The organism is Sorangium sp. So ce1036 (assembly GCF_051369805.1).
Classification (GTDB): domain Bacteria; phylum Myxococcota_A; class Polyangia; order Polyangiales; family Polyangiaceae; genus Sorangium; species Sorangium cellulosum_F.
In genome coordinates this window covers 786,988-813,975 of record NZ_JBBMOX010000001.1, presented here as the reverse complement: position 1 = coordinate 813,975, position 26,988 = coordinate 786,988, and the positions used below count along the sequence as shown (strand labels likewise).

21 protein-coding genes are annotated in these 26,988 nt (G+C 71.2%); 6 read left to right on the top strand and 15 right to left on the bottom strand.

Annotated features, from left to right (window positions below; genetic code table 11):
• Positions 1-2: 2 nt before the first annotated feature.
• The 11 genes from WMF31_RS02880 to WMF31_RS02830 form a co-directional block, all read right to left on the bottom strand.
• Positions 3-2,396 carry a hypothetical protein gene (locus WMF31_RS02880; protein WP_436600471.1) on the bottom strand — a complete coding sequence of 798 codons (2,394 nt, stop codon included), beginning with the start codon at positions 2,394-2,396 and terminating at the stop codon, positions 3-5.
• A gap of 240 nt (positions 2,397-2,636) precedes the next feature.
• Positions 2,637-3,068, bottom strand: a complete 432-nt coding sequence (gene arfB, locus WMF31_RS02875; RefSeq protein ID WP_436600470.1) for an alternative ribosome rescue aminoacyl-tRNA hydrolase ArfB — start codon at positions 3,066-3,068, stop codon at positions 2,637-2,639.
• A 183-nt stretch (positions 3,069-3,251) separates the two neighbouring features.
• Positions 3,252-3,611, bottom strand: coding sequence for a hypothetical protein (locus WMF31_RS02870; RefSeq protein ID WP_436600469.1), 360 nt, complete (start codon positions 3,609-3,611; stop codon positions 3,252-3,254).
• Positions 3,612-3,893: 282 nt separating this feature from the next.
• Positions 3,894-4,553, bottom strand: a complete 660-nt coding sequence (locus WMF31_RS02865; protein WP_436600468.1) for a nucleotidyl transferase AbiEii/AbiGii toxin family protein — start codon at positions 4,551-4,553, stop codon at positions 3,894-3,896.
• Positions 4,534-9,402, bottom strand: a complete 4,869-nt coding sequence (locus WMF31_RS02860; protein ID WP_436600467.1) for a hypothetical protein — start codon at positions 9,400-9,402, stop codon at positions 4,534-4,536. The genes WMF31_RS02865 and WMF31_RS02860 overlap by 20 nt, the downstream gene beginning before the upstream one ends.
• Positions 9,403-9,689: 287 nt before the next feature.
• Positions 9,690-10,406: a hypothetical protein gene (locus WMF31_RS02855; protein WP_436600466.1), complete on the bottom strand. Its 717-nt coding sequence runs from the start codon at positions 10,404-10,406 to the stop codon at positions 9,690-9,692.
• A complete protein-coding gene (locus WMF31_RS02850; RefSeq protein WP_436600465.1) occupies positions 10,403-12,340 on the bottom strand; it encodes a DUF1585 domain-containing protein in 1,938 nt (645 codons plus the stop codon). Before WMF31_RS02850 ends, WMF31_RS02855 begins: the two co-directional genes overlap by 4 nt.
• A 66-nt stretch (positions 12,341-12,406) precedes the next feature.
• The gene (locus WMF31_RS02845) at positions 12,407-13,936 is read right to left on the bottom strand and encodes an ABC transporter ATP-binding protein (protein WP_436600464.1); all 1,530 of its coding nucleotides are present in this window, start codon (positions 13,934-13,936) and stop codon (positions 12,407-12,409) included.
• Positions 13,933-15,015 carry an ABC transporter permease gene (locus WMF31_RS02840; RefSeq protein ID WP_436600463.1) on the bottom strand — a complete coding sequence of 361 codons (1,083 nt, stop codon included), beginning with the start codon at positions 15,013-15,015 and terminating at the stop codon, positions 13,933-13,935. The genes WMF31_RS02845 and WMF31_RS02840 overlap by 4 nt, the downstream gene beginning before the upstream one ends.
• 34 nt (positions 15,016-15,049) lie before the next feature.
• The gene (locus tag WMF31_RS02835; RefSeq protein WP_436600462.1) at positions 15,050-16,189 is read right to left on the bottom strand and encodes an ABC transporter permease; all 1,140 of its coding nucleotides are present in this window, start codon (positions 16,187-16,189) and stop codon (positions 15,050-15,052) included.
• A 31-nt stretch (positions 16,190-16,220) separates the two neighbouring features.
• Positions 16,221-17,264 carry a BMP family lipoprotein gene (locus WMF31_RS02830; protein ID WP_436600461.1) on the bottom strand — a complete coding sequence of 348 codons (1,044 nt, stop codon included), beginning with the start codon at positions 17,262-17,264 and terminating at the stop codon, positions 16,221-16,223.
• Between the two features lie 266 nt (positions 17,265-17,530).
• Here WMF31_RS02830 and WMF31_RS02825 point away from each other — a divergent pair, with 266 nt between their 5' ends.
• From WMF31_RS02825 to WMF31_RS02810, 4 genes are all read left to right on the top strand, one after another.
• Complete coding sequence (locus tag WMF31_RS02825) at positions 17,531-18,208, top strand: hypothetical protein (protein ID WP_436600460.1); 678 nt, start codon at positions 17,531-17,533, stop codon at positions 18,206-18,208.
• Positions 18,209-18,318: 110 nt separating this feature from the next.
• Complete coding sequence (locus WMF31_RS02820; protein WP_436600459.1) at positions 18,319-19,665, top strand: c-type cytochrome; 1,347 nt, start codon at positions 18,319-18,321, stop codon at positions 19,663-19,665.
• Between the two features lie 687 nt (positions 19,666-20,352).
• Complete coding sequence (locus WMF31_RS02815; RefSeq protein WP_436600458.1) at positions 20,353-21,528, top strand: IS1 family transposase; 1,176 nt, start codon at positions 20,353-20,355, stop codon at positions 21,526-21,528.
• A gap of 351 nt (positions 21,529-21,879) precedes the next feature.
• Positions 21,880-22,296 carry a hypothetical protein gene (locus WMF31_RS02810; RefSeq protein ID WP_436600457.1) on the top strand — a complete coding sequence of 139 codons (417 nt, stop codon included), beginning with the start codon at positions 21,880-21,882 and terminating at the stop codon, positions 22,294-22,296.
• Positions 22,297-22,637: 341 nt separating this feature from the next.
• Here WMF31_RS02810 and WMF31_RS02805 read toward each other — a convergent pair whose 3' ends face one another.
• The 4 genes from WMF31_RS02805 to WMF31_RS02790 form a co-directional block, all read right to left on the bottom strand.
• Positions 22,638-22,898 carry a hypothetical protein gene (locus WMF31_RS02805; protein ID WP_436600456.1) on the bottom strand — a complete coding sequence of 87 codons (261 nt, stop codon included), beginning with the start codon at positions 22,896-22,898 and terminating at the stop codon, positions 22,638-22,640.
• The gene (locus WMF31_RS02800) at positions 22,895-23,461 is read right to left on the bottom strand and encodes a sigma-70 family RNA polymerase sigma factor (RefSeq protein WP_436600455.1); all 567 of its coding nucleotides are present in this window, start codon (positions 23,459-23,461) and stop codon (positions 22,895-22,897) included. The genes WMF31_RS02805 and WMF31_RS02800 overlap by 4 nt, the downstream gene beginning before the upstream one ends.
• Entirely contained in the window at positions 23,458-23,793 is a 336-nt protein-coding gene (locus WMF31_RS02795) for a transcriptional regulator (protein WP_436600454.1), read from the bottom strand. Before WMF31_RS02795 ends, WMF31_RS02800 begins: the two co-directional genes overlap by 4 nt.
• A gap of 126 nt (positions 23,794-23,919) precedes the next feature.
• On the bottom strand, positions 23,920-24,096 hold the full coding sequence (locus WMF31_RS02790; protein ID WP_436600453.1) for a hypothetical protein: 177 nt from the start codon (positions 24,094-24,096) through the stop codon (positions 23,920-23,922).
• 384 nt (positions 24,097-24,480) lie between these two features.
• On the opposite strand from WMF31_RS02790, the gene WMF31_RS02785 reads away from it, so the two are divergent.
• A complete protein-coding gene (locus WMF31_RS02785) occupies positions 24,481-25,542 on the top strand; it encodes an Rpn family recombination-promoting nuclease/putative transposase (RefSeq protein ID WP_436600452.1) in 1,062 nt (353 codons plus the stop codon).
• Positions 25,543-25,697: 155 nt separating this feature from the next.
• Positions 25,698-26,699 (top strand): Rpn family recombination-promoting nuclease/putative transposase, encoded by a 1,002-nt coding sequence (locus tag WMF31_RS02780; protein ID WP_436600451.1) that lies wholly within the window; start codon positions 25,698-25,700, stop codon positions 26,697-26,699.
• Positions 26,700-26,988: the final 289 nt, after the last annotated feature.

Below are 26,988 nucleotides of genomic sequence, written 5' to 3'. Positions count from 1 at the left end.
CTCTAGCGCGGACCTGCCTCCGTGCACAGCCCGTTGATGCAACGGTTGGTCCGGTCGCAGCAGTCCGCGCCCGTCTCGCACCGTTCCCGGGGCTGCGAGCACGAGCCCTCGGGGATCGTGTTCGTGCAGACCAGGCTCCCGTCCTGGCCTGGCTGGCAGTAGCCGCCGCAGCACTCGTCGCCCGCGCTGCACGCGTCGCCGTCCGGCTTGCACGGATCGAACACCCAGTACCCGCGCGCATTGCCGGCCAGGAGCTCCTGCCCGGGCAGGTAAAACGCCGGGTGGCTCGCGTCCGTGCCCGGCGCGGCGTTCAGGTCGATCGCGGCGACCCAGAGCTTCTTGGTCGTGATGTTCGTCACGAGGTCGACCCCGCGCGGATCGCTGCAGAACGGCGGGATGACCGCCGCGTTGCCGTACAGGCGCCGGCTGGTGAACACCACCCACGCATACCCCCCTGCGGCGATGGGGCTGACCGTCGGCTCATAGTTCAGGTTGGCGTCGTCGCCGTGATCGGCGTCGATGCCGCCCACCGACGTGCCGTCCGCCGTGCATGTCATCGCGATCGGCTCGCTCAGCTTCGGCAGATAGACGTTGCCCGCGGCGTCCTTGCCGTTGAGCTGGTCGAGCGGGGTGACGTCGCCTGCGCCGGTGATGCTGGTCCAGGCGATATGGGCCTTGGCGCCCCGGCGCGTCTTCAGGTCCCCGTCCCCGTTGCCCTCGTTGCTGGCCGCGGTTTGATGGTGGAAGACGACCGACTGGCCGTCGGGGAAGAACGCCGGCCACCCCGGCCGGGTCTCGGCGGGCTGCCCGGCGTCATCGACCACGACCACAGGATCGCTGAACGCGCGGGTCGCTGCGTCGAACCTCATCACGACGAGCTGCTGGTTGGTGCCGCCCATCCGATTGAACGCCACGAGCTCGCCGCGCGGCGAGAACGCGGGCGTTCCGAGGCCCGTCGCCACCTCGCGGAGCCCCGTCACCGGGAGCGGCGCCGCGGCGCCCGGCAGGGGCAGGAGCTGCCCCGAGGGCGAGAGCGCCATGGAGCCGTCCGGGAACACCGCGGGGAACCTCGCGCCGACGGACATGGGCTGCTCCGTGGCGCCGCTCGGGCTCAGGTCGTACGCCGAGGAGGCGCTGTTGTCGTCGCCGTGTTGCACGACCAGCCGCGAGCCGTCTGCCGCGACCGAGTGGCAGACGCGACAGGCGCTCTCGTCCCCGCTGGCCCCCGCCGTCAGCGCCGGCCCGGTGTCGCCGACGCGGATCGACAGCACCGCGCCGCCGAACCTGCCATTGCCCCCGACCGCGCCGCCGAGGTTCTCCGCGAGCTTGGTACCATAGGAGTTGTAATAGATGACGCCGCCCAGGCGCGCGGGCGCGATCGTCCAGGTCTCGGAGATAGGCCCATACGCCTGTCCCCCGCGGGCGACGGTGAGGCGGACCGTGAGCCGGTCCGGCGTACCGTCCGGCGTCGGCCCGCCGGCGCTGTTGGTCGCCATGGTCCAGACGTCCTGCGGGATGGGGTGCCGGACGAACGGCCCCTGGGTCGTCTCCAGGATCGCCGGCCGGCCGAACGTCCCTTTCCACGAGAACGAGCCGCTCGTGGTCCTGAGCTCGATCTGGATCGCGTCGGCGTCGCCCTCGGCCCAGCTCCACATGAGGAGCGGGGCGAGCAGGCCTCGAGGAAAGACGGTGTTGTCGTACGGGTACAGGAACCTGAGGCCCTGCGCGCTCCCGTCTCCGGCCGGCGCGCCCAGCGCCGCGAGGGTGGCCGGGTCGGCGATCGCCCCGCCGAGGCCCTCGCCGGCGACCCCGCCGATCCCGCCGCCCTGCGTCAGCTGCGGGACCGACGTGGCGATCTGCGCCTGCTGCGCGGGGTTGTCGGGATCCGCGCCGTTCTGCTCGGCGACCAGCTTGATCAGGATCTCCCGGCGAACCGTCTCGCCGTTCAGCCCCGCCTGGACGGCGACGAGGCCCCCGGTGGTCCCCCGCGGAACGAAGGTGGCCGTGCTCGACGGGCCCGCCTCGATGGTTCCGAGGTCGCCTCGGTCGACGCTCCAGCCGGCGCTGACCGGATTGCCCCTCAGGGTCGCGGTGTACGCCACGGTCGGCGTGGTCTGCCCCGCCGTGACGGTGATCGTCTGCAGCGCGCTCGGCTCGACGCTGAGCCCCAGCTCGGCGCCGCCCGTGCCCGTCGTCGTGGTGGCAAGGGTCCCGAAGGAGCCGCTGCCCTCGGCGACGCCGCCCGTGCCTGCCGCCCCGCCGTCGCCGCCGTTGCCGCCGGTCCCGCTCGATCCGGGCGGGGTGCTGGCGCCGCTTCCACCGCACGCCGCGATGCCCGCCGCGAGGCCGACGACCAGGCCGAGGGCCATGCTCCAACGAGAGGACTTGTTCGCCATCGGATCAGATTACCGCTCTACCGGAGCGCTCATCAATCCCGAGTCGCCGCCGAGGCGGTTTTCACAGCGCGCATCAGCCGGGCTCCGAGATCCCGCGGAATCACCGCGAAGAGCCAGATGTCGTGGGGTGGACCCTGGTGAAGCAGAAGGTGGCATTGCTGCGGGAAGCTGCCGCGCCGTGATGCGCTGAAGGTGTGGAATGAGCCCGACGCGGCGCAGCCAGCCTGGGGCGGGCCGCCTCTACTCGTCGTTCCTGGCCCCCGCGCGCCCGCGCTTCCGCTCCGAGGTCTTCCGCTTGTCGGTCAGCCGCGCCTCCACGGCGCCGCGGGAGGGCCGCGTCTTCCTCCGCCGCACCGGCTCGACCATGGCCGCCCGCACCAGCGCGCGGACCTTCTCGATGGCGTCGTCCAGGTTGCGACCCTGGTCGCGCGTCTTCTGGCTCGTCACCTGGAGCAGCCCGTCGGCGTCGAGCCGCGTGGCCACCGTCTTGCGCAGCCGCGCCCGCGCGCCCTCCGACAGCCCGGTGATCGCCTCGAGGTCGACGCGCAGGTCCACCTTCGACGACACCTTGTTGACGTTCTGCCCCCCGGGCCCTCCGGCCCGGACAGCGGTCATGCGGTAAGCCGCCGCGGGGAGGACGACGCCGGCGGAGATCTCGATGGGCTCGGGCATGACGCGCAGGGTCGGCGGATCAGGGGCGAGGGCGCGGCGCCCTGGGCTCCCCGGGGGAGGGCCTCGCGCGCGGCGGGTTCGTAGCTCAGCCGGCCGGCGCCGTCGAGCCGTGTTCGATTGACGAGGTGGCGTGTCATCACGGGCGCACAGGCGGATGTCGCGAACCGCGCGGCCGAGCTCGTCTCACGACCGAGCCCGGGCGAGCAGCGCCTCGAGCTCCCGGACGCGCCGCTCGGCAGCCTCGCGGGCCGCGCGCTCGGCCTCGGCCGTGCGCCGGGCCCGTGCGGACTCGCGGCGCGCAGCCTCCTTGGCGGCGCGCTCCGCCTCCTCTGGCGTCAACCAGCGCTCCGCGCCCGCCTCGTCCGTGCTGAGATCGAACGACGCGCCGGCCGGCGACCGCACGGCGTGGAGCAACAGGTCGCGGATGCGCTCGCTCAACAGATCATGGGGGCTCGACTCGGGCACCGTCTCCTCCGTCAGCACCCAGCGCTCGGGGTCAGGTACGACCTCGGAGCGACGGATCACGCGGAGAGGCGGCGGCATCGGCGCAGAGCGTAGCACAGGGGTCGACGCGCGCTGCGCGGCGGGCGAGGTCGGCGGAATCCTGGGTGCGGTCATGGCATCACCTCCCCCCGACGCGGCGGGAGCCGCGCTGCGGGGTGTCTCTGTGGAAGGGTTCCGGGCGGGGCGGGTGATCAGAGAAAATACGTCGTCGCGTCCAGGGGACGGCTCGGCCGGAGCCCCCCCGCGGCCGGCGGCGCGCTGGCGGGGGTGTATGAGGCTCCCCTGCCTCAGGCCGCACGCGACGACCGCTCAGCAGGCTCCTCAGGGGTCATCGCTCTGCGTAGGGTAGGCCAAGCGCCCTAGACGAGAGATGAGCTCCTGGAGGAATGCCCGCAAGTCTGAAACCGCGATGTCACCCGGGATGGAGGCATCATCGCCGATCTCGATCTCCGAGAGGATCCATGCCAGGGAGCCGGGCGTCACGCCGCCATCCTTTCGCTTGGCGAGCGGCAGCGCATCTTCCACTTTGTAGCCAGCGCGCTCCAGCGCATAGACGTCAACCAGATCGCGGATCTCCGAGCGGGATAGCAGCGTGCAGAGCTTGTTCGCGAGGATCTCCTCCGGTGGATCGACGCGGATGTCGCCAAAGAGCCGCTTTTCCGGGTAGCCTTGGAAGGCGTGATCGACGACCAGATCGACCACTACCCGATCCTTGCCACGTTTCACCAGACGGCGGCGAAAATTGGGCGCGGTCTCCTTGTTCTCGATGGCACCGCCGATCTCCTGCACGACCGCTCGCAGGGCCTCATCGGCGTGATCGAGATCCTCCGTGGTCGTAAAGAGATCCAGGTCTGCCGTTCGTCGATGATGGAGGTGAAAGCCAGCGAGCGCAGCGCCTCCCGTCACGAAGAAACGTCGTTGGCGACGGAAGAAGGCCGCGAGCACCTCCTCCTGCAGCGGGCTAAGCAGGCTCTTGCTCAAGTAAACCCTCCTTGTGCCATAGCTTCAGCAGAAACTCCCAGAAGCGCTTGCGTCGCCCGAGGTGCCGGGCCAGCTGGCTGAACCGCGCCGCGACCTCTTCGGGAGTGGTGAACCGCCAGACGTCTGGGTCCTGTGCTTCACGCAGGATCTTGCCCAGTAGCCGATCGCGCTCAGGCGGTGATGCGGTGTTCAGCCGGCGTCGGACCTCGCCGACGGGGATGGGATCGTCCCAGAGAAAGTATGGGATGGCCTGATCGTCATCGAGATCGCTGGAGAGCGGTGTGGCTAACTCCGGGTTGCCGGGGCCGACTGGAGCCTCGGAAGAGCTGCGTCGAGCCGAGACTGGTCGGCTTGCGGCGTCGGGTTTGTCAGCCCCGCGGACGCTGCCTGAACCCGGCAAGGGTACGACGTCGATCTTCAGGCCGCCGACGCTCGAGTCGCCCATGACCGCGAGCCAGAGCCAGCTGCGAAGCGCAGATGGAGCGTCTTTCGAGAGATGGTCGATGATCCCGGGAGCGGGTTCACGAAGCAGGCGGACGCTCCAGACGAGGCGTTGATTCTGGGCGTCCAGCGCTCGTTCAAGCGCACGGCGCCTGACCACGAGCGCCTTCTGCCATGTGATTTGTCCCCTTGAATGATGAGAATAAATGACCACTACGCGCCCTTCGCGATCCATGAAGCACCAGTTCGCGCCTCCTCCCACGGGCTTCGCGTCGACGAGATCGAGGAGGACTCGTAGCCATCTGGCCGGGAGCCTGCAGGACCGCGCGATGCCACGAAGCCCATGATAGCCAGACTCAACGGAGGTGCCCGTCAGCTCGATTGTTCGATCGCCCATCGGAATCTCGTACGCTCCGATGCGCTCGTCCGACCAGGGAGCCCAGATGGCCTCCCCAGGATCGACACCATCACACCCGAACTCGCCGTCCTCGCAGAGGAGACCGAGTGTTTGTGGGTCAACAGAGCGCGCATGAGCCGCAAGCAACCCGGCGTCGCGCTCTGCTGCCGCGGCGGCTCCGATCCATAGCGTGGAGTCGGCATGACTCTCCCGCTCACGCGCGCGAACTTCTCCCCAGAGGGTGATCCACTCGTCTTCTTCCGGTTCGAAGCGCGGGGCTGCGCCTCTCGGAAGACGAAGCCAGGGCTCGATCTCGGGAGGCGGGGCTGTCCTCACCCACTCGACGGCTCGATCCACCTGCTCCTGGGAGCGCAGTTGAATCGAGGAGACGAGGCCGTCATCCGCCCAGAACACCCAGGGCTCTCTGTCCGTGGAGGACTCTAGGGCGGCGTCGCTCGCGGGGTTCGGCTCGATCCGGGCGATGCGCACAGGATCCACTGGCGGCTCGATCGGCCCGTTGGCTCCGCGCCGCACGTCCGCAGGTGCACGCGCCGCGAGATAAGCTTGCAGCTGACGGCAGCCGGTCCTGATGTACTTCTCGGCCACCGTACACACCGGGCTGACCTCCCCACGTACCCTGGCATCGCCGTGGTACCGCGCGATCGCTACATCCATCCCGATGGCCGCGGCCGCCTCCTCGCCGCGCGTGTCTCCGTAGAACTCAGCCTCGCTCCAGCCCATCGCGCGCAGGTGTGCCACGAGCGCACCGAACGCGAAACGAAGCGGAGAGAGCGTGGAAATCTCTGCCTGCTCCGCATGCGCGCGCAGGATTCGGGCGGCGCGCGGGTCGAGCCCCTCTGCCCGCTCCGGTGACCACATGTGCAGATCCATCGAGCCCGCATATCGGAAGAATGGATCGATGGCTGGAGGCACGACGTACCAGGCGAATCTCGCCGAGACAGGCTTGACTCCGTGATGATCACTTGCCGCTCGGGCGGCCTCGGCGTCGATGGGGAGCGTTTCCCCGATCGACGCATACAACCGATGCGCCCGTTCGAGAATGGCAGGATCCACGTCGACGCCCACGGCGCGCGCGCGCTCGACGACGCCGCGCGCCGCATGGAGCACCGCGACGTCCTCCCGGCGATGCGGGGCGTCCGGGGAGAGCACGTGCTCGTCGACCCACCGAACGAGCTGCACCAGGCCCGGATCCGCGCCGGTCAGGCAGGCGGCCCCGAAGGCCACCATCGAGATGTCCTCGACCATTTGGGGATCGTTGGTGCAAATCACCATATCCAACCATCGGATTAGCTCGCCGATATCTCTGGAAGCCCAACGCGCCAGCTCGGCGCGGAGACGCCTGCGCCAGGCCGTGTCCACCGACGTGAGCGCCCAGGCCAGGAGCAGCGGCGGACCGTCCGCCGGGTCGTCTTCCGCGAGCGTGAGCTCCTCCAAGGCCGGATCGCCGCTCCCTTCCCATGGCTGCCCGCTGTCGCCGGGCAGATGCCGCGGACCTGACCAGACCTGGTCACGCCGCGCTGGCAGGAGCGGAAGGAGCGCCTCATGGACGAAGCGGGGACCGAATGGATGGATCACATCCCGAGCCACCGGAATGCAGAGCTCGGCCAGCACCCGCCGACACGAGGGCATGCTGGCCAGCAGCCGGTCGAGCACCCATCCGTGGTAGGTGCAGGCTGCGCCGGCGTCCAGCGCGGCGATGGCCCGTAGCTCCAGGCGCTCTATCTCCTCGCGCGGTAGCTGATCGAGCCAGAGGCCCGAGCGAACCAGGCTGGTCCCCTGCTGCGCGAGCAGGATCGCCGCCTGCGTCAAGGCGTCGCGCCGATCCCGCAGCACCTCGGGGAGCGGCGGCGCCTCGCCTCGTGCCAGCGCGTCCTGCGCCGCCTCGCATGCTCGGCGGGCGATGAGGTAGTCCACGAGGGGCTCAGACGCCAGCTCGACATGCTGGATCGGCGGATGGAGATGGTCGTCCGGCTCCGTCACCCACTCGGTCACGAGGCCGTGCTCCTTGGCCTGGTCGAGCAGCCAGAGGGCGTCGCCGATCGAGAGCCCCTGAGCCGGCGGGAACGCTGCGTAGACCGCGGCGACAGCGTTGTCACGGCTCATCGCACCGCGCCCCATGCTGGCCCCGGCGAGCGCTGTGAGCGCCTCGCGCAGGGGGACGCGCCGACTCCCTTCGAGCTTGTCTTGCAGGGCTTCTTCGACGCGCTTGAGCTTCTCGCTGAGCAGCGCAGTGAGGGACACCTCCTGGGGCCGAGAGCCCCAGGCTGCTGCGTGCGCCGGTCTCCGCCGGCGAAGCTCGCAGTAGAGCCGCGCGCTCAAAGGCTCCCGGATCGCCCAGCGGATTCGCCTGTCCGGGAGCTCGATCTTCCACACTTCGCAGGCTTTCCGCAACAGCGTGTCGACCTCACCGTCCGTGGGGAGCGCAATCTCATGGAACAGGCCGACGCGTACACGACCCAGGATCGCCTCGCGGCTGGCCGTTCGCAGGGTCACCGCGGCCCGTATCCGGGGGTGGCGCTCCAGGTGCACCGAAAGCTCGCCGAGCAGCTCGGCCCAGCGGCGATGCTTCCCCGACTCCTCAAGGCCATCGATCGCGAGCAGGAAGCAGACCGGCTCGGGCTCCACCCCGCCATCGCGGACCGAGGCCGAATCGGCCTGTTGAGCAGAGCCCTGGAGGTCTGCGGCGTCCTGCGGGGCTTGCACCGGCCTTCGCGTCCGTCGCACATCCGCGCGCGTCGCCGTCGCTTCCATGGCGTTCAGGATCTCGGGGAGCCGGGAGCGAGGTTGATCCAGCGCATTACGAAGGATCTCTTCCCATCCTTTTTCGACAGGGCAATCCCTGGCGCGGAGGATCACCGCTGGCATCCCGCGGCTCAGCCGCTGCTGGACCGCATGTGCGAGGCCATGGGTCTTCCCGGCGCCTGGCGCACCTACGTAGGCGCCGAGGAGTCGCGCTCCGCGCCAGCGCGCCCATGCGGCGCGAAGGCACGAGGATGGATGCCCCAGCTCGTCGACACAGCGCTCCAGGTGCTCGCGAATGCTGCGCGTTGGGACGTGGAAGCGGTCGCGTTCGAGATCGAGGAGCATCCCGGCGAGCCGGCGGAGGTGTTGCTCGTCGCGCTCGCTCGGCTCCAGCTGGTCCGGGGGAGGCGTGGCGTGACAGAGCGCATAGGCCAGCGCCTTGCCCGCGCCTATCATGCGGTCCAGGGCGTCGAGGGCTGCCACGCGGAGTTGCTCCGCGTCGGGGACATCGCGTCCGACAATCGATAACCGCTCCAGGCGAGCGACATCCTCGCGCAGCGCCTCCAGCTTGGCCGCTGCCGCCTTCACATGGTGGAGAATCTTCGCGCGCGCTTCACGCTCACCCAAACGGAGCGCGAGATCTTCCTCCAGCCGGCCGGTTGCGTGCAGATCCGGATCGTAGCGGACGTTGAGCCAGCCACGGTGGACAGCCTCGAAGCGCTGGGTTAGGTCGGTCAGTGTGAAGACGCTGTCGGTGAACCAGTACGCGTGCAGCCCCTCGTTTTCGCTCTCACTGAGCAGCGCCTCGAGCTTCGCCCCGTCCCAGAGGTCGACTTCGATGCTCGGCGCAATCTTGGCCGCCCTGTCGATCCAGTCCCTCCACCGCGCCCGGTCCGTCTTCTCCTTGCGGCCGCGGTCGTCGGTCAGGGCACAGGGCAGAGCAACACAGTAGCGCACGAGGTCCGGGCGTACCGTGATCGCCCGCTGAAAGGAGGCGTGGATCTGATCGATCTGGGTTCGATCGAGGTGTCCGGAAAACCACTTCGCCTGCAGGCCGACGACCTCCCCGGATGCCAGCACGGCGTACGCGTCCAGACCGCCATCGCCCCCCCGCCCATCGGGGATCCCGACCTCCCGGAGCTCACCCGCGTACTCCTTCCGGCACCAGCGCTCGAAGAGCTGGCTGGCGAAGGCCTCGAAGGCCTCGGCCTTGTCCTTCCCGCGCGCGTCGAACCGGCTCCAGTCCATGCCTCTCGCAAGCAACATGCCCCCCGACGCCCCCGGGACGCAAGCTGGCCCGGGCCGCTTCGACCCCCGCGCTGTCTCGGCGCCGGGCGCGAGCGGCTCGATGTACGAGATCGTCGCTCGCGAGAGCGCCCAGCGCGTCGTGCTCACGCCCCTGGCGGAGCATGCGCCCGGCGCGCTCTACCGATCCAGCGGAGCTTCCGTCCCAGCCAGGCCAGGGCGAGCGGGCGCGCTCCTCGATGCCGAGGACGACAGGAGAGCCCGCCGCGCGCCCTCGTGGCAGCCGGGCGTCAATACAGGTGGAACTCCGGGTGCCGCACGAGCCCGTAACACACCGCCGCCCACCCCGCCTCGGCCGGCGAGAACCGCGACCTCGCCGCCCCCTTCGCGCGGTGCCGCGCGACCGTGCCCGCATAGAGCGCGAAGAACTTCTCCTCCCGGTCCGGCGGCGCGAGGCGCGCCGGGTAGCTCAGGAACGTCCGGTGCAGCACGTCGAAGCGCGGCGCGAAGGCCGCCTCGTCGAGCTCCTGCCCGGGCAGGTCGAACGCGAAGATGAACCGGCGCTCGATCGGGACCCGCTCCTTCGCCTTGAGGTCGTGCTCCAGGGCGCGGTCGCACAGCGCGATGCCGAGCCGCTCGAACGCCGCCAGCATGAGCGCGTTGGTCTGCGTGGCGCGCGGGAGATCCAGCCTGTAGTCGGGCAGCCCGAGCGCAGCGAGGTAGTCTTGCCAGGTGTCGAAGAGCGCGGCCCCGTCGCTCCCCCGCGCGCGGCGCTCGGCCTCGGCGAGGGTCAGCCCGCCGAACAGCCGGAGATAGGTCCGGAGGTACGCCTCGGCCGGGATCAGCCGCAGGTCCTCCCTCGGCGCCCGGCGCTGGGCCACGCGCGCCGCCTCCCGCGGCGGCGCGGCAGCGGCAGGCCGCGGCGCCACCGCCTCCTTCGGGCCGCACGCGCCCGCGAGCGCAGCCAGGCCGGCCAGGACCAGGGCCCTCCCCCGCCCCGCCGTCACCGCGCCCCCCCGCCGCGCTCCCCCGCGCCCCGCGCGCTCCCTCCGCGCGCGTATGCCGGCGACCGCACGATCGCCCCCACCAGCGCCCGCATCCGGTGGCCGCGCGACACGAACCGCTCGCGCAGCGACCGCAGCAACGCCTCGTCCCCGTCGCCCACCGGCCTCCCGAGCAGCGCCTCGGTCACCCGCCGGACCGCGCACGACGCGAACTCCCGCCTCCGCGTCAGATCCGCCGCCGCCCCGACCGGCCCCCGCTCGGTGTGGTCCTCCGAGGCGTACGCCCCCCGGAGCACCCCGCGCTCCTGGTCCGAGAACGCAGGGTCGTAGAACGGCTGGCACACGAGCCGCGCCTTGCCCTGGGCGTTCAGCTTGCAAAAGGGGTTCTCGATCGGGAACTTCTCGGCCGGCAGATAGGTCCACGTCGTCTCCTCGACCCGCGAAAAGTACGCCGCGAGCGGCTCGAGCGTCGCATGGCAGCTCGCGCAGCCGGGGCGCACCATGAGATCGACCTCGTCCGAGGGCGGGAGCTCCGCGTGCTCGGCACTGAAGCCCTTGCACAGGAATGCATCGTAAAGCGCCGCCGCGCGCGCCCGGCGCGACGCGTACTTCGTGAGGAACACCGGCATGGTGATGAGCCCCGCCGCGCGCGGCCCGCGATCGGGGATGAACGTCCAATCCGACACGTCGTGCGGAAAGACGACCGACGGCACCGCGCTCGGCAAGAACAGGGGCGCCTCGTCGTCGCGCATCCCGAACGCCGTGTGCTGGGCGCAGCACGCCCCGGGCGCGCTCGATTGATAGAACTGCGCGAGCGGCCCGTTGATGAACGTGTAACGCCCGGTCAGCATCTCCCGGAAGTCGCGATCCGCCCCGAAGACGTGCTTCATGTAATGAATCGCCTCCTGGGCCCACCAGAACTTGTGCCAGCCGGAGCTCGTCGTCGTCACGAGCCCGATGGGGTCCTCGACGCCGAGCGGCACATGCGCCGGCAGCAGGAAGGCGCGCGGATCCCGCCACCAGCTCTCGCCGGGCATGCAGCGCACGAGCCCGATGCCGCAGCCGCAATCCACGCTCATCCACGGCGCGAGCGCGCTCCGGCACGAGATCGGCTCGCCCCGGTGCGCCTTCGCGTACGGGTCGTCGGGCATCGGCGGGCGGATGCGGCCCGGTGGGAGCGGCGCGCCCCTCGGCAGCGGGGGGATGTCGCTCGCCCAGAGGTGGCCGACGTCGGCCGTCTGCGCCTCCTCCTTGCAGATCCGGATCGCGACCGTCGGTGTCTTGCCGTCCGGCTCGAACAGGAGCGCTCGTATCGGGCGATAGGCGCTGTCCGGATCCTTCCATCCGGCGCCGTAACGCTGCGTCGGAGAGACCGAGAGATAATCTCGGTAGAGCCAGTAGGGGCGCACGAGCGTGGTCCGCTCGTCGAGCAGGCGCTGGGAGATGGGGATCCGCGTCCCGGTGGGGAGCGCGCCGTTCGCCACCCGGAGCCCGCTCTCGAGCGGGCTGAAGCAGAACTCGCCGTCGATCACGGGGAGCAGGCGGCGCTGGTTCTGGCGATAGTAGACGTGAAGCGGCTTCCCGTCCGGGCCGAGCACCTCGATCCGGTGGAGCGTCGTCGCCCGCGGCGCGAAGTAGACCGCCGGGCCGAGCTCCAGCCGCAGGGCATCCATGTAGATGCGCGTGAGCCGGTCGACATACCCCGGGCCGTCGAGGTGGCGCTCGATCCAGGCGTCGAGATCGAAGCCCGGCGCCTCGAAGTCGGCGAGCTCGGCGCGCGTCGGGAGCCGCCCCAGGAGGTCCAGCGAGAGCGCGCGGAAATACCGGTACTGCTCCAGCGTCGGCGCGGCGGCGGACGGCGGCGCCAGCAAGGCCGCGGCCGCCGCCGCGAGGAGCGCCGCCGCGGGCAGCGCGCGCGCGACGCGCCGCCCCCTCACCGCGCCCCCCGGCCCGCCGCGCTCCGCCCCCTCACGGCACCCCCCGGCCCGCCGCGCGCCGCCCCCTCATGACGCCGCCGCCCCGGCGTGCGCCCCGGCCATCAGCAGCCCGAGCTCGGTCCGCGACACCTCCCCCGCCTCCCGCGTCGCCACGATCGCGCCCCGGGACATCACCGCGATCCGGTCCGACAGCGCCAGGATCTCGTCGAGCTCCGCCGAGACCAGGACCACGGCCGCCCCCGCGTCGCGCGCCGCCACGATCTCGCGGTGGATGTGCTCGATCGACCCCACGTCCACGCCCCGCGTCGGCTGGCTCGCCACGAGCAGCGTCACCGGGCGGCTCAGCTCGCGCGCGAGGATCACCTTCTGCTGGTTGCCGCCCGACAGCGCCGAGACGGGCGCCCCCGCGCCCGGCGCGCGGATGTCGAAGCGCTCGATGAGCCGCCGCGCGTTCTCGTCGCGGGCCTCGTCGCGCAGCACGCCGCGCGCGGCGAACGGGGCCCGGTGGTAGGTGCAGAGCACCAGGTTGTCGGCGACCGAGTACGAGAGCACCAGCCCGTGGCGCTGCCGGTCCTCGGGGACGTGCGCGACGCCGCGCGAGAGGAGCGCGCGGGGCAGCGCGCCCGTGACGTCGTGCCCCCGGAGCAGCACGCGCCCGCTGCGGGGCGGCGAGAGGCCGGTCAGCGCCTCCACGAGCTCGGTCTGGCCGTTGCCCTGCACCCCGGCGACGCCCAGGATCTCGCCGGCGCGCACCGAGAACGACACCTCGCGGACCACGTCGCCGCCGGCCCCGCGCCGGCCGGCCACGCAGAGGCGCTGCACGTCGAGCACGACGTCCCCGGGCTTCGCCGGCCCCCGGTCCACCTGGAGCGCGACCTCGCGGCCGACCATCATCGCCGCCAGGCCGTGCTCGTCCGTCTCCGCCGGGACCGCGGCGCCCACCACCCGCCCGGCGCGCATCACCGTCACCCGGTCGGCCACCGCGAGCACCTCCTTGAGCTTGTGCGTGATGAACAGCACCGACACCCCCCGCGCCGTGAGCCCCCGGAGCACGCGGAAGAGCTCCTCCGCCTCCTGCGGCGTGAGCACGGCCGTGGGCTCGTCGAGGATCAGGATCTCGGCCTGGCGGTAGAGCGCCTTGATGATCTCCACGCGCTGCTGCACGCCGACCGGCAGATCCTCGACGCGCGCGTCGGGATCGACCTCGAGCCCGTACCGCGCGGAGAGCGCGCGGACCTCGGCGCTCGCCCGCCGCCGGTCGAACAGGCCCCGGCGCACGGGCTCCGCGCCGAGCACGATGTTCTCGGCCACGGTGAACACCGGGATCAGCATGAAATGCTGGTGCACCATGCCGATCCCGAGCGCTATCGCGTCGCTCGGCGAGCGCAGCGCGACAGGCCGGCCGCCCCGGCGGAGCTCGCCCTCGTCCGGGCGCGTCAGCCCGTAGAGGACGTTCATCAGGGTCGACTTGCCCGCGCCGTTCTCCCCGAGCAGCGCGTGGATCTCGCCCTTCCGGAGATCGAGATCCACCCGGTCGTTCGCCACGACGCCGGAGAACCGCTTGGTGATCCCCCGGGCCTCGAGGACGAGCGTCACCTGTGCCCCTCCTCCTCGTACGGCTGGCCGTCGGCGGCCGGCGGGGTGGTCTTGCCGATGACGCCCGTGAGGATGAGCAGCGTGAGCAGGTACGGCACGAGCCCGACGACCGACGACTGCTGCAAAAACCCCCACGACGGCGGGATGAGATCGCGGAAGAGCTGGAGGTTGATCTGGAACGCCTGCGCCGCGCCGAACACGAGCGCCGCCGCCCACGACCCGAGCGGCGTCCAGTCGCCGAAGATCATCGCCGCGAGGGCGATGAAGCCGCGGCCGTTCGTCATGAGCGGCTCGAACGACGGCACCGACTCCAGCGTGAAGTACGCCCCGCCGAGCCCCGCGATCGCGCCGCCGAGGACGACGTTGACGTAGCGCACGCGGGCCACGTCGATCCCGACCGTGGCGGCGGCGCGCGGGTGCTCGCCCACGGCGCGCGCGCGCAGGCCCCAGCGCGTGCGGAACAGCGCGAGGTGCAGGAGCCCGACCAGCGCGATCGCGGCGACCGCGATCGGCTGCTGCTCGAACACGGGGCCGACCACGGGCAGGTCCGCGAGGAGCGGGACGCGGAGGCGCGGCAGCACGCCGGGCGCGTGCGGGACCTCGCCGCCGAACGCGCTGCCCGGCCCGAAGAAGAGCTGCCGGTTGAAGAAGCCGGTCATCCCCACGGCGAGCAGGTTGATCACCGTCCCCGCGAGGATCTGGTCCACCGCGAAGGTGACCGCGAGCGCGGCGAGCAAGAGGCCGAGCGCCGCCCCGGTCGCGATCGCGATCGCGACGCCGAGCACGAGGCTCGGCAGCGGCGGCAGGCCGAGGACCGCGCTCGCGTAGATCGACCCGAACCAGCCGGAGAACGCCGCCGCGAGCATCATCCCCTCGATGCCGAGGTTGACGACCCCGGCGCGCTCGCAGACGACGCCCGAGAGAGCCCCCAGCGTGAGCGGCGTGGCCACGGCGAGGGTGGTGGCCGCCATGCTGGCCACGATCGTGAGCGGCGGCACCCGCGACGCGCCGATCAGCGTCACGACGCCGACGAGCACGCTCACGACCGCCGCGATGAATCCGTACCGCCTCAGGCCCATCTGCGCCCTGTCGCCCCTCTCGACGTCTCGCCGCCTAGCCGCCCCAGCCGCGCGTGAGCACGAGCCGCTCGCGCTCGCCCCGGATCCGGTAGATGCGCCGGACCAGCGTGTCCGCCGCGACGAAGAGCAGGATCAGCGCCTGGATGACCGAGATCACGTCGATCGGGATCTGGGTGAGGAACTGCATCCGGGTCGCGCCGCTGCGCATCGCGCTGAACAGGAGGGCCGCGAGCACGGTCCCGCCCGGGTGCGCCTTGCCGAGCAGGGCGATGGCGATGGCGTCGAAGCCGTAGCCCTGCGAGAACCCGAGCTCGTGCCGGTGGTGCAGCGCGCTCACCTCGAGCGCGCCGGCGAGCCCGGCGAGCGCGCCCGAGAGCGCCATGGTCACGATCACGGTGCGGCTCACCCGCACGCCGGCGTAGCGCGCCGCGTCCGGGTTCTGGCCGGCGGTGCGGATCTCGAAGCCGAAGGCCGTCCGCCGGAGCCCCCACCCGACGAGCGCCGCCGCGAGCAGCGCGAGCGGGAAGCCCCAGTGCAGCCGGAAGCCGTCGACGAGCGCGGGCAGGCGCGCGCTCTCGTCGATGAGCGGCGAGCGGGACAGCACGTTGCCCGGGGCGGGATCCTTCATCGGGCCGTTCAGCAGGAAGCTGACCGCGTTGAGGGCGACGTAATTGAGCATGATCGTGCTGATCACCTCGTGCCCCCCGGCGCGCGCCTTGATCCACCCGGGCGCCGCGCCCCACAGCGCGCCTGCGAGCGCGCCGAGGAGGAGCGTCGCGGGGAGGTGCAGCGCGGCCGGCAGGCCCACGCCGAGGAGCCGCGGCAGGGAGTGGCCCGCCCACGCGGCCGACAGCGCGCCGAGCGCGAGCTGCCCCTCGGCGCCGATGTTGAACAGGCCGCCCCTGAACGCCAGCGAGACCGAAAGGCCCGCGAGGATGTACGGCGTCGCCCACACGAGCGTCTCGCTCACGGCCCGCGGCGACCCGAAGGCGCCCTCGGCCATGCCGGCGTAGGCGTCGAGCGGGTTGCCCCCGGCCAGGGCGATGAGGACGCCGCCCAGGATCATCGCGGTGAACACCGACAGCGCGGGCAGGCGCAGCGGTTCGAGCCGCCGGAGCAGCGGCTGGAGCCGCCGGAGCAGCGGCTGGAGCCGCCGGATCAGCCTCTCGCGCATGCCTGGGACTCCGGCGAGGTCACGGGAGAGATCACTGGCCGGGCTTGGTGGGCGGCACGTTCGTCTTGAGCGTCCCGTCGAGGAGCGCTTTCCTGAGCTCCTCCATCTTCGCCTTCACCTCGGCCGGGACCTTGCTGTCGAGATCGTGATACGGCGCGTACCCCGATTTGCCCTGGAAGTTGCCGCTCGGCAGCTTGCCGTCCTTCGCCATCCTGATGAGGTCGAAGGTGCCCTCGGCGATGAGCTTGACGGCGCTGGAGAGGATGACCTTCTGGGCCTCGGGCACCGTGTAGTACTGGTCGGTGTCGACGCCGATGGCATAGACGCCCTTCGTGGCCGCGCCGAGCAGGGCGCCGTTGCCGGTCTTGCCGCCGCCGCCGAAGACGATGTCGACGCCCTTGTCGATCATCGAGACCGCGGTGGTCTTGCCCCACTCGGGGTCGGTGAACGTCTTATCGAACCCGACGTCGTTGTGATAGACGATGCTGAGCTCGATGTCCGGCTTCACGTGGCGCGCGCCGGCGCGGAACCCCTCGCCGAAGCGCCAGACGGGCGGGACGGCGTCGGTGGCGAGCACCGCGCCGATCTTGCCGGATTTCGAGACCATGGCCGCGAGGGCGCCCACGAGGAAGCCGCCGTGGTCCTCGGGGAAGACGAGGCCGACGACGTTCGGCTTCTCGGCGCCGGGGTTCTGGAACTGGTCGATCCCGATGAACCTCACGTCCTTGTACTGCGCGGCCGCGCCGTGGGTGGCCTCGGTGAGGCCGAAGCCGGACGTGACGATGACGTCGTACTTCTCGTCGGCGAAGGTCCCGATGTTCTTGGGGTAGTCCTTCGGGTCGGTGGTCTCGATGTACTGGGTCGTGGCGCCGAGCTCCTTCTGAGCCCGCTGGATCGCCTCCCACGCCGACTGGTTGAACGACTTGTCGTCGATCTTGCCCATGTCGGTCACGAGGCCCACGCAGAACACCTCGGGGCTCGCGCAGTCGGCCTTCTTCTTGTCGCGGGAGCACGCCGGGAGCGCGCCGGCCAGGGCCAGAAGGACGACAGTCGCGAGGCGCCGCTGCTTCAACATGCCAGATCTCCTTGGAGGGGCCGCATTGGACACCGGGCCGCGCACCGAGGCAACCACGGCATCGCACCGGCCCACCTTTGCACACGCGAGCGCGGCGGTCCGGTGTCCTGCGCCGGGGATGGCGTCGACCGAGCTCGTCCCTGGCCCGGTCGCGCGCGCTGGAAGCAACTTTTTCCGGTCGAGCGTTGTCACAGCCGAGCGGTGGCGCCCGATGAGCCCGGGGGGTGGGCTGCGGGGACGCACGCCTGCCCTGAGGAGGTCTTTCCATGAACGGTCCTGCCGTCCGAGTCTCGCTGTGTCTTGCGCTCGCCTCGTCCGTCTTCGTCGCCTCGGGCGACGCGTCGGCCTGCGGTGGCGTGGAGGTGATGCCCGCCATCGACCACCGGGTGATGGGGGTCGCCCGGGCCGAGCAGGCGCTGCGCGACGGCCGGCTCGCCGTCGCCGCCGGGAGCGTGATCCGCATGTTCCCCGAGATCCGCCGGATCTCCCACGGCCAAGATCCGCTGCTCAACCGCGCCTTCCGCGTCCTCGCCGTGGCGGCGGCGCGCGCGGAGGGGGCGCTCGGGGTCGGCGCGGAGGTGCCGCGCGCGCTGCTCGGCGCGTGGGGCGGGACCTCGGCCGAGGATCGCCGGGCGAACATCGACTGGTCGATCCGCACGCTCCAGCGGCTGAACGAGCAGCGGAAGAACGACCCGGCGCTCCAGGGCGACCTGGGCGAGGCGCTCGCCAGGGCGCCGGAGCGCCGCGGCGAAGCGCTCCGGCTGCTCGGGGGTCTGGCGGAGAGGGATCTCCTGGCGAGCCCCGAGGCGTACGCCGCCCTGGCGCGGCTGCGCGCGCTCTCGGGCGACGGCGCAGGGCACGACGCCGCGGCGAGCCGCTGCGAGGCGATGGCGAAGAACACGGCCCTCTGCCGGACGAGCGGCGCGACCGGGCCGCAGAGCTGACGCCGATGCGCCCCCGCCCGATGCGCTCCCGCCCGATGCGCCTCTGCCCGATGCCCGCCCGCTCGACGCGCCCCCGCTCGACGGGCACCTGCCCGATGCCCGCCCGCTCGATGCGCCCCCGCTCGACGGGCACCTGTCCGACGCTCGCCCGCTCGACGCGCGCGCGTCCGCTGCTCGCCGCGCTGGTCGCGCTCGCCGCGGGCGCCGCCGCGTGCACTTCCGGGGACACGCGGGGGCCCGCGCCCGCCGCGCCGCCGGCGGCGCAGGATGGCGGCGCGGCGGGCGCGCCGGCGGCGGCCGCCGCCATGGCCGTGACCGGGGCCGTGGAAGCGGCGCCCGCCGGGGATCCGGAGCGCGGGCGGCGGCTCGTCGCCGAGGTTCAATGCAACCGCTGCCATGACGGAACGGGGCAGGCGCCCGCGCCGCGCGAGGCCCATTGCGTGGCGTGCCACCAGGACATCGCCGCCGGTCGGTTCCAGGCGCCGGCCGCGGCGCTGAAGCGGTGGAACGAGCACCTCGTGCTGCTGCGCGAGGTGCCGTCGCTCGAGGCGCTCGGCGACCGGGTGCGCGGCGGCTGGATCCGCGGGTTCCTGCTGGATCCGCGCGATATCCGGCCGCGGCTGCACGCGACGATGCCGCGGCTCCCGCTCGGCCCCCAGCAGGCGGCGGACATCGCGGCCTACCTCACGCGCGATCGCCGGGCGCTGCCGCCCGTGTCGCTCGAGGGCGCGAGCGCGGCGCGGGGGCGCGCGCTCTACGAGGCCAAGGGGTGCGGCACCTGCCATGCCTTCACCGGGGTGGCCGGGGTGACGGCGGTCGCGCCGGTGCGACCAGGGGAGAAGGAGACCCGCGCCGTGGGGGCGCTGGCGCCGGACCTCCGGGTCGCGCGCGATCGCATGGAGCCGGAGAGCCTCGTCGCGTGGCTGCTCGATCCCGCGGCGATCAAGCCCGGCACGCCGATGCCCAGGCTGCCGATGTCGCCCGCGGAGGCGCGGGATCTCGCGGCGTTCGTCCTGACCGCGCCGCTCTCGCCGCGCGTGCCGGAGCGGGTGCCCGACAGGCTGCCTGTCCTGACGCGGCGGGTGACCTATGAAGAGGTGGATCGCCGGGTCTTTCGCGTCACGTGCCGGCATTGCCACTCCGAGCCCGATTACGCGCTCGGCGACGGCGGACCTGGCAACACCGGGGGGTTCGGGTTCAAGCCGCGCGGGCTGAACCTCGCCACCTACGAGGGGATCGCCGCGGGCTACGTCGACGATCACGGCGAGCGGCGGAGCGTCTTCGCCGCCGGGCCGGGCGGCCGCTCGCGGCTGGTCGCGGCGCTCGTGGCGCGTCAAGCGGAGGAGGCAGGCCACCCCGATCCGGCGGTGCGCGGCATGCCGCTCGGCCTGCCCGCCCTCGGTCCGGAGGAGATCCAGCTCGTCGAGAGCTGGATCGCGCAGGGGCGCCCTCAGTAGCGCGCGGCGGCCTCGCGGCAGCGCGCGGTGGCCTCACGGCAGCGCGCGGCGGCCTCACGGCAGCGCGCGGCGGCCTCACGGCAGCGCGCGGTGGCCTCACGGCAGCGCGCGGCGGCCGTTAGGCCGGGGCGCGGCGGCGCGCGCTTGACGAGCGGCATCGGTCCGCGCACGGCGTGGCGGGGTCAACGCCACCGGGAGGGAAGCCTGCCGAGAGTCGCGGGGCTGAATTGAAATTCAAACCGAGGCTGCCGACAGGGCGGTGTCCTAATTAGGACAGACGGGTCCTTGGCCTCTTGACCGCGCGAACGCGTGCGGCCCGCGCAACCCCGCATCTGCTTTCCTCGGTCACACCTGACCTCACCACGCGATCTCGCCATCCGGCAGCCGTCCACGCGCCCCGCCAAGGCGTCCCGCTGCCTCTAGGACGGACCATGTCACACGGCGCGGCCGTTCCCCTTGACTGAGCATAAAAGCCCGCGTTTGACGCTGGATCTGCGCAGATGGCTCGGACAACCGCTGTCCTAGCTGCGCTGGAGACGCAGGAAACAAGGGTTATACTCACTTGCACAGGCAAAGCGCCCCGTCGCGGCTGGTACCCGCGACGGGGCTGCGGAACGCCGGATGGTTGGCCACCCGTCGCACTACGCACGACGATCATGGGCTCGCGTCCGGGGAGGTGCAAGGCCCATGGCGAACGTGCTCCCAGCGGAGCGGCGGCTAGAGGTGTTGGCCGCGCTCGTGAACGGCACCAGCATCCGAGCATCCGAGCGCATGACCGGCGTGCATCGGGACACGATCGGCCGCTTCGCGCAGGCGATGGGCGAGGGCTGCACGCGGCTCCATGACCGCATGGTGCGCGACCTGACCTGCCCGCTCGTAGACCTCGACGAACAGCACTCATGGTGCAGGAAGCGCCAGAACAAGGTGGACGCCGCGAAGGATGACGCGGCGGCCGTGGGCGAGCAGTGGACGTGGGCAGCCATCTGCCGGACCAGCAAGCTCATCATCGCCTGGCACGTCGGGAAGCGCGACCAGGAGAGCGCCGATGCTCTCGTCGAAGACGTGCGCGCGCGGCTCGTCGTCATGCCGCAGATCACCACCGACGGGCTCGCGCTGTACGCGCAACCCATCGCGGCGAACTTCGGGCCCGCCGTGCCGTACATGCAGACCGTCAAGAACTTCTCCTCGCGCCCCGGGAAGCCGGGCGTCTCGGAGAAGTACGCGGTGCCGCGCGGCGTCGACTTCATCCAGAAGCGCGCCGTGTTCGGCACGCCCGACCCGGCGAAGGCGACCAACTACGCGATCGAGCGGAGCAACCTCACCGCGCGGCAGTGGAACGCGCGGCTGCGGCGCCGCACCCTCGCCTTCAGCAAGAAGCGATCGCGGCACTGCGCCGCGATCGCGCTGCACTACGTCTACACGAACCTCTGCCGCATCCCGCGCAACATGCGGATCACCCCGGCGATGGCCGCGGGCGTCACGGACAGCGTGTGGACCCTGGAGATGCTCATGGACGCCGCGCTGGCCGAGCCCGCTGGCGAGAAGCCCGAGCCGAAGCCGCTCGCCATCCCGAAGCCAGAGGGGCCCACCAGGGAGCTCCCGGCCGGGCGCGGATGGCTTCGAATCGTCTCGGGTGGACCTGCCCCGTCGGCTCGCTTGTCGCCGCAGCCTCCGCCTATGGTACCGCCCCCGGCCAGCCATCCCCACGAGCCGGGACTACCAGCGCAGCCCGGCATGCTAACGCAGCCACCCATTGCGCCCCAAGCGCCGATGTGCCAGCTTGACCTTTTCTCTTGGCAGCCGAGGCCGCAGAAGCCGATCCAGCTATCGCTGTTTGGCGATCCGCCGGACCGCGCGGAGTAGCTGCGCTGCCGTTGTACCAGTGGCCATGCGTTGGCAGGGACGAGCTGAACGGATTCTCAGAATCCGGAACGGCTTCAGCCATCAGGCCCGCCGCCCGCTTCGCCACAGCGTAGTGGCCCGTTCCTTGCATGATCGCCTGGCGAGGCTGCGCCAGATCGAGCCATCCAAAGTGTGGCGGGCACAGGTCCGCCGCGTGCCGCTTCGACGGAAGCGCAAGGGGAACGAGCCGTAAGTTGTTGAAATTATTGAATTAAAGGGAACTTGACAGAAGTATATCCGGACACTACGGTTACCCATGGCGGGTAACGCCTAGGCGCGGCAGGCGCCAGGACCTGCGACGAGGATAGTTCTATGGTCGAGCGCTACAACTTTGCGTTCACTGTCAAGCCGGCCGAGGATGTGCCTGGGCAGTGGCTTGCGCATTGCCTCGACATCGATGTGATGACGCAGGGGAATTCGCTCCTGCACGCCGTCCGCATGCTCTTCGAGGCAGTGGTGATGGTTGCCATGGCAGACCGAGAAGTGGGGCAAGATCTGCGCGACCGTAAGCCGGCCCCCGAGGAGGATTGGGCGGCATTCTGGTCTGTTCTGACCGACGGAGAGCGGGTGGAAATGAGGCAGATGCTGGATAAGCCCGACACTAACGTGTTGTTTCTGGCCGGCAATCTACTCTTGGAATTCCGCGATAAGCACACGGAGCCGAAAGTCCCTGCCGCATGGGAGATCGAGGCATCGAGGCGTAGCAACCGAATCCACTGCCACGCTTGAGTCTCGCGCGTGCCCGCCCGTCTTCGCGACATAAAGCGCGTTTTCGAGGCTCTTGGAGTCTCGATCGAAGAGCCTAGCACGGGCTCTCATTACAAAGCCATTCTGGGTAGTATCACTTACACGATACCTGCGCACAACGGCCTCAAGACCGAGATTTCGGATGTGTACATTCGCAGTGCATGCCGGAATCTCGGCTTGGATTACGAAGCTGTGAAGAAGGCTTTGTAGCCAAGGCCCCCGCAAGGTGCATCGCACCTCGATCTGCGCCGGCGGATCTACCCTCCGCCCTCGGCCATCTGCGCCATGACGGCGATCTCGCGCAGCACCTCGCCCGGGTACGCCTACTTCCGGCGCACGTGCGCGGCGTCCAGCGCGTCGAGCACCTTCAGCGCGCCGATCGCCTGCTGGAAGTGCTCCCACGCGCGCGGCTTGCGCTTGCGGGAACGGGCGGATCGGACGCCGAGGTCGAGCACGGCGCGCCACAGCGCCCGCGGGTTCCACGGTCGGACGCCGGGGAGCCCGTCCAGCAGGCCGCTCGCTTCGGCGATGCTGGACAGGTCGTCCCGGGTGAGGCGGGGCGCCCGGTCGATGCGTCGCTTCATCGTCGCCACCTCCGGAGCTTCAGCGCCAGGGCTTCGCGGGCGATGCGGAGCCGGGACGCCGCGGTGTTGCGGTTCATCCCGTGCCGCGCGGCGTACGCGCCGAGGGACTCCGGGTCGTCTACGGCGAGCAGGATCCGGAGCTGCCACGGCTTGAGCTGCCAGAGGGCTTCCAGCACCTCGCGCGCTTCAAGCTGCCCCTCGAAGCTCGGCCGCGCCAGCTCGCGCATAAGCCCCAGCGGCTCGGGGTGGATGACCTCATGACGGACGCTCGCCCGCTCGCGGTAGTGCGAGGCTGTGCGCCAGCAGATTGCATGCACCCACTTGCAGAGCGCCTGCCGTGGGTCGATCGCCGGGTCCGGCCGGTACATGCCGCGCCGCACGGAGAGCCACGCGCCGAGCAGCACCTGCTGCGCGACATCGGGCCGGTCGCGCCGCGGCACGCCGCAGGCGATGAGGGTCGCCAGGATGAGCCCCCGCTCGGCTGCGATCGTCTCGAAGGCCGGGTAGCTCGGGGGATGCGTCGCGGCAGGCGGGCGGCGAGCCCCCTTCCGCGGGCGCTTCACCCGCTCCTCCCGCACGTCGGACAGCGGTCAGCGGCGACCGGACGGCCAAGGATCTGGTCGAGGCTCACTCCGGCGGCCTTCGCGGCGCGCAGGGCCATCGCGTGCGAGCCGCCGTTGCCGCTCGCGAGCTGCTGGAGCGTCCCGGCGCTGACGCCCATCACCTCGGCCAAGCAGGCCCAGGTGCCGTACAGCGCGCGCAGGTTGCGGATGGCGGCGCGGAGCCGCATGCGCTCCACGTCGGTCAGGGAGAGGGATCGGCTTCGGTGGTACGGGCGGCGCGCGGGCGCACGTCCGCCTTGCCCTCCATCGGGAGGGATCAGGTACAACTGCATCGTCGGACCTCGTGGTGCGGGGTTCGGCCACGCAGCCCGGACGGTTGGCCCCGTCGCGGGCTGCACTACTTCCGGCCGAGCCTAACCGCTCACGCGAGACCCGGAGTCAAACTAGGACAAGGATCCTCAAATTAGGACACCACCGCCGACAGCCTCCGGGCTGAATTGAAATTCAAACCCCGGGCTGCCGACGGCCTCCGGGCTGAATTGAAATTCAAACCCCAGGCTGCCGGCAGCCTCCGGGCTGAACCGAAATTCAAACCCGAGGCTGCAGGCATCTGTGACACCGAACAATTCCTGCACCACTGTAGCATCGGATGGTCTTCAGCGCTCCGGTTGTCCGGATGCCAGGGGGCGGGTGCGCTGTCCCGAGCGCTGCGTGCCCCACGACGGCGGCGTACCGCCCGCTGGACGCGGTGAGGCAAGAGGGCCGCAACGCGGAGGTGCTGGTCGGCGACGCGACCCATGCTTCAGACGCAGCGAGGAGTGCCTCGCCCAGGGCAACCCGACGACCCGACCCATGTTTCAGGCGCAGCGAGGAGCGCCTCGCCCAGCGCATTCCGGCCCATGCTTCGGGCGCAGCGAGGAGCGCCTCGCCCAGCGCAATCTGTGATCGCGGCGCAAGCGCCCCCGGAATTCCTGGGTGGAGCCTCACCGCCGGCGCGTAGCGCCCGCGGGGCCGACCCCATGACGCCCACCCCGCACGACGCCCTCTTCAAGGCCACCTTCAGCCAGCCGGAGCACGCGGCCGCGGCGCTCCGCCAGGTGCTGCCACCGGCCCTGGCCGCCCGCATCCAGTTCGGGTCGCTCTCGCTGCTGCCCGGCAGCTTCATCGACGAGAAGCTCGCCGCGAGCCACAGCGACCTGCTCTTCTCCGCGAGCATCGAGTCCGCGAGGCGCGAGCAAGCATCGATATTGCTCTACCTGCTCTTCGAGCACCAGAGCACCACGCACCCGCTCATGGCCTTCCGTCTGCTCGAGTACATGGTGCGGATCTGGCAGAGCCATCTGCAGCGCCACCCGAAGGCCACGCGCCTGCCAGCGATCTTGCCCGTGGTCCTGCACCACAGCGACACCGGCTGGACCGCGGCGGTGGCCTTCCAGGACCTGATCGACTTGCCGCCGGAAACCTTGGCGCTCATGGCCGAGTACGTCCCGCGCTTCCGGTTCGTGCTGGACGACATCAGCGCGGAGACCGACGACGCGCTCCGGGCGCGGGCCATGACCGCGCTGGGGCGGCTCGTGCTCTGGTGCCTGCGGCACGCCCGTCACCCCGAGGACCTGGTGGCGCGCCTGTCCGCATGGACCGAGGTGGTCCGGGAGGTGCGTCTCGCCCCCGGCGGTGGGGCTGCGCTCTCGCGCGTGTGGCGGTATATCTTGAACATCGCCGACCCGGCCCGGCCCAGGGAGCTGCTCGAGCGGCTGCTCCTCTCGGCTGGGCCGGAGGCGAAGGAGGAGATCGTGACCATCGCAGATTACCTTCGCGAGCAGGGCCGCCTGGCGGGCGAGCGCGAGGGCCGCCTGGCGGGCGAGCGCGAGGGCCGCCTGGCGGGCGAGCGCGAGGGCCGCCTGGCGGGCGAGCGCGAGGGGCAACGGAGCACGTTGCTCAAGCTGCTCCGGCTGCGCTTCGGCGAGCTCCCGGCTCCGGTCGTGGCGCGCGTCCGCGCCGCCGACGCCGCGCGGCTCGAACGCTGGACCGAGCGCGTCCTCTCCTCGCCCACCCTCGACGACGTCCTGCTCGAGCGCTGAAGTCGCCCTCCGCCCCGGTGGCCGAGGCCCTCCGCCCCGGCGGCGGAGCACCTTGAGCCGCGCTCCCTGCGCAATCTGTGATCGCGGCGCAAGCGCCCCCGGAATTCCTGGGTGGAGCCTCACCGCCGGCGCGTAGCGCCCGCGGGGCCGACCCCATGACGCCCACCCCGCACGACGCCCTCTTCAAGGCCACCTTCAGCCAGCCGGAGCACGCGGCCGCGGCGCTCCGCCAGGTGCTGCCACCGGCCCTGGCCGCCCGCATCCAGTTCGGGTCGCTCTCGCTGCTGCCCGGCAGCTTCATCGACGAGAAGCTCGCCGCGAGCCACAGCGACCTGCTCTTCTCCGCGAGCATCGAGCCCGCGAGGCGCGAGCAAGCATCGATATTGCTCTACCTGCTCTTCGAGCACCAGAGCACCACGCACCCGCTCATGGCCTTCCGTCTGCTCGAGTACATGGTGCGGATCTGGCAGAGCCATCTGCAGCGCCACCCGAAGGCCACGCGCCTGCCAGCGATCTTGCCCGTGGTCCTGCACCACAGCGACACCGGCTGGACCGCGGCGGTGGCCTTCCAGGATCTGATCGACTTGCCGCCCGAAACGCTGGCGCTCATCGCCGAGTACGTGCCGCGCTTCCGGTTCGTGCTGGACGACATCAGCGCGGAGACGGACGACGCGCTCCGGGCGCGGGCCATGACCGCGCTGGGGCGGCTCGTGCTCTGGTGCCTGCGGCACGCCCGTCACCCCGAGGACCTGGTGGCGCGCCTGTCCGCATGGACCGAGGTGGTCCGGGAGGTGCGTCTCGCCCCCGGCGGTGGGGCTGCGCTCTCGCGCGTGTGGCGGTATATCTTGAACATCGCCGACCCGGCCCGGCCCAGGGAGCTGCTCGAGCGGCTGCTCCTCTCGGCTGGGCCGGAGGCGAAGGAGGAGATCGTGACCATCGCAGATTACCTTCGCGAGCAGGGCCGCCTGGCAGGCGAGCGCGAGGGCCGGCTCGAAGGGCAGCGGAGCACGTTGCTCAAGCTGCTTCGGCTGCGCTTCGACGAGCTCCCGGCACAGGTCGTGGCGCGCGTCCGCGCCGCCGACGCCGCGCGGCTCGAACGCTGGACCGAGCGCGTCCTCTCCTCGCCCACCCTCGACGACGTCCTGCTCGAGCGCTGAGCGGGGCGGCTCGGCTGTACCCCTGGAGCAACCAACGGATTGAAAGGCGAAGAGGGCGCGAGAATTCAACCCCAAGGCGCGAAGGCGCAAGGAGAAGATCTCTTTCTTGCGCCTTTGCGTTGATCGCCGGCTTCCAAGCGGTTCGGTGTTCTAGCAAGCAGCCGGTCGAGGTCTCTCTCATCGAGATCGCCTGTTCTCCGTCTCTCTCCCTGGCGAGAACTGGAATCGGTACAGTGATGCGTTCGCGCGCTCTGCTCACGCGGCGCCGGCTCGCGCCTCGCATCGCCAT

Bases quoted from the DNA above. Each gene is read 5' to 3' on its own strand.
- WMF31_RS02870 (WP_436600469.1), bottom strand. From the start codon at position 3,611: ATGCCGCCGCCTCTCCGCGTGATCCGTCGCTCCGAGGTCGTACCTGAC.
- WMF31_RS02830 (WP_436600461.1), bottom strand. From the start codon at position 17,264: ATGTTGAAGCAGCGGCGCCTCGCGACTGTCGTCCTTCTGGCCCTGGCC.
- WMF31_RS02835 (WP_436600462.1), bottom strand. From the start codon at position 16,189: ATGCGCGAGAGGCTGATCCGGCGGCTCCAGCCGCTGCTCCGGCGGCTC.
- WMF31_RS02815 (WP_436600458.1), top strand. From the start codon at position 20,353: ATGGCGAACGTGCTCCCAGCGGAGCGGCGGCTAGAGGTGTTGGCCGCG.
- WMF31_RS02780 (WP_436600451.1), top strand. From the start codon at position 25,698: ATGACGCCCACCCCGCACGACGCCCTCTTCAAGGCCACCTTCAGCCAG.
- WMF31_RS02785 (WP_436600452.1), top strand. From the start codon at position 24,481: ATGACGCCCACCCCGCACGACGCCCTCTTCAAGGCCACCTTCAGCCAG.
- WMF31_RS02825 (WP_436600460.1), top strand. From the start codon at position 17,531: ATGAACGGTCCTGCCGTCCGAGTCTCGCTGTGTCTTGCGCTCGCCTCG.
- WMF31_RS02810 (WP_436600457.1), top strand. From the start codon at position 21,880: ATGGTCGAGCGCTACAACTTTGCGTTCACTGTCAAGCCGGCCGAGGAT.
- WMF31_RS02795 (WP_436600454.1), bottom strand. From the start codon at position 23,793: ATGCAGTTGTACCTGATCCCTCCCGATGGAGGGCAAGGCGGACGTGCG.
- WMF31_RS02840 (WP_436600463.1), bottom strand. From the start codon at position 15,015: ATGGGCCTGAGGCGGTACGGATTCATCGCGGCGGTCGTGAGCGTGCTC.
- WMF31_RS02820 (WP_436600459.1), top strand. From the start codon at position 18,319: ATGCGCCCCCGCTCGACGGGCACCTGTCCGACGCTCGCCCGCTCGACG.
- WMF31_RS02805 (WP_436600456.1), bottom strand. From the start codon at position 22,898: ATGAAGCGACGCATCGACCGGGCGCCCCGCCTCACCCGGGACGACCTG.
- arfB (WP_436600470.1), bottom strand. From the start codon at position 3,068: ATGCCCGAGCCCATCGAGATCTCCGCCGGCGTCGTCCTCCCCGCGGCG.
- WMF31_RS02860 (WP_436600467.1), bottom strand. From the start codon at position 9,402: ATGGACTGGAGCCGGTTCGACGCGCGCGGGAAGGACAAGGCCGAGGCC.
- WMF31_RS02880 (WP_436600471.1), bottom strand. From the start codon at position 2,396: ATGGCGAACAAGTCCTCTCGTTGGAGCATGGCCCTCGGCCTGGTCGTC.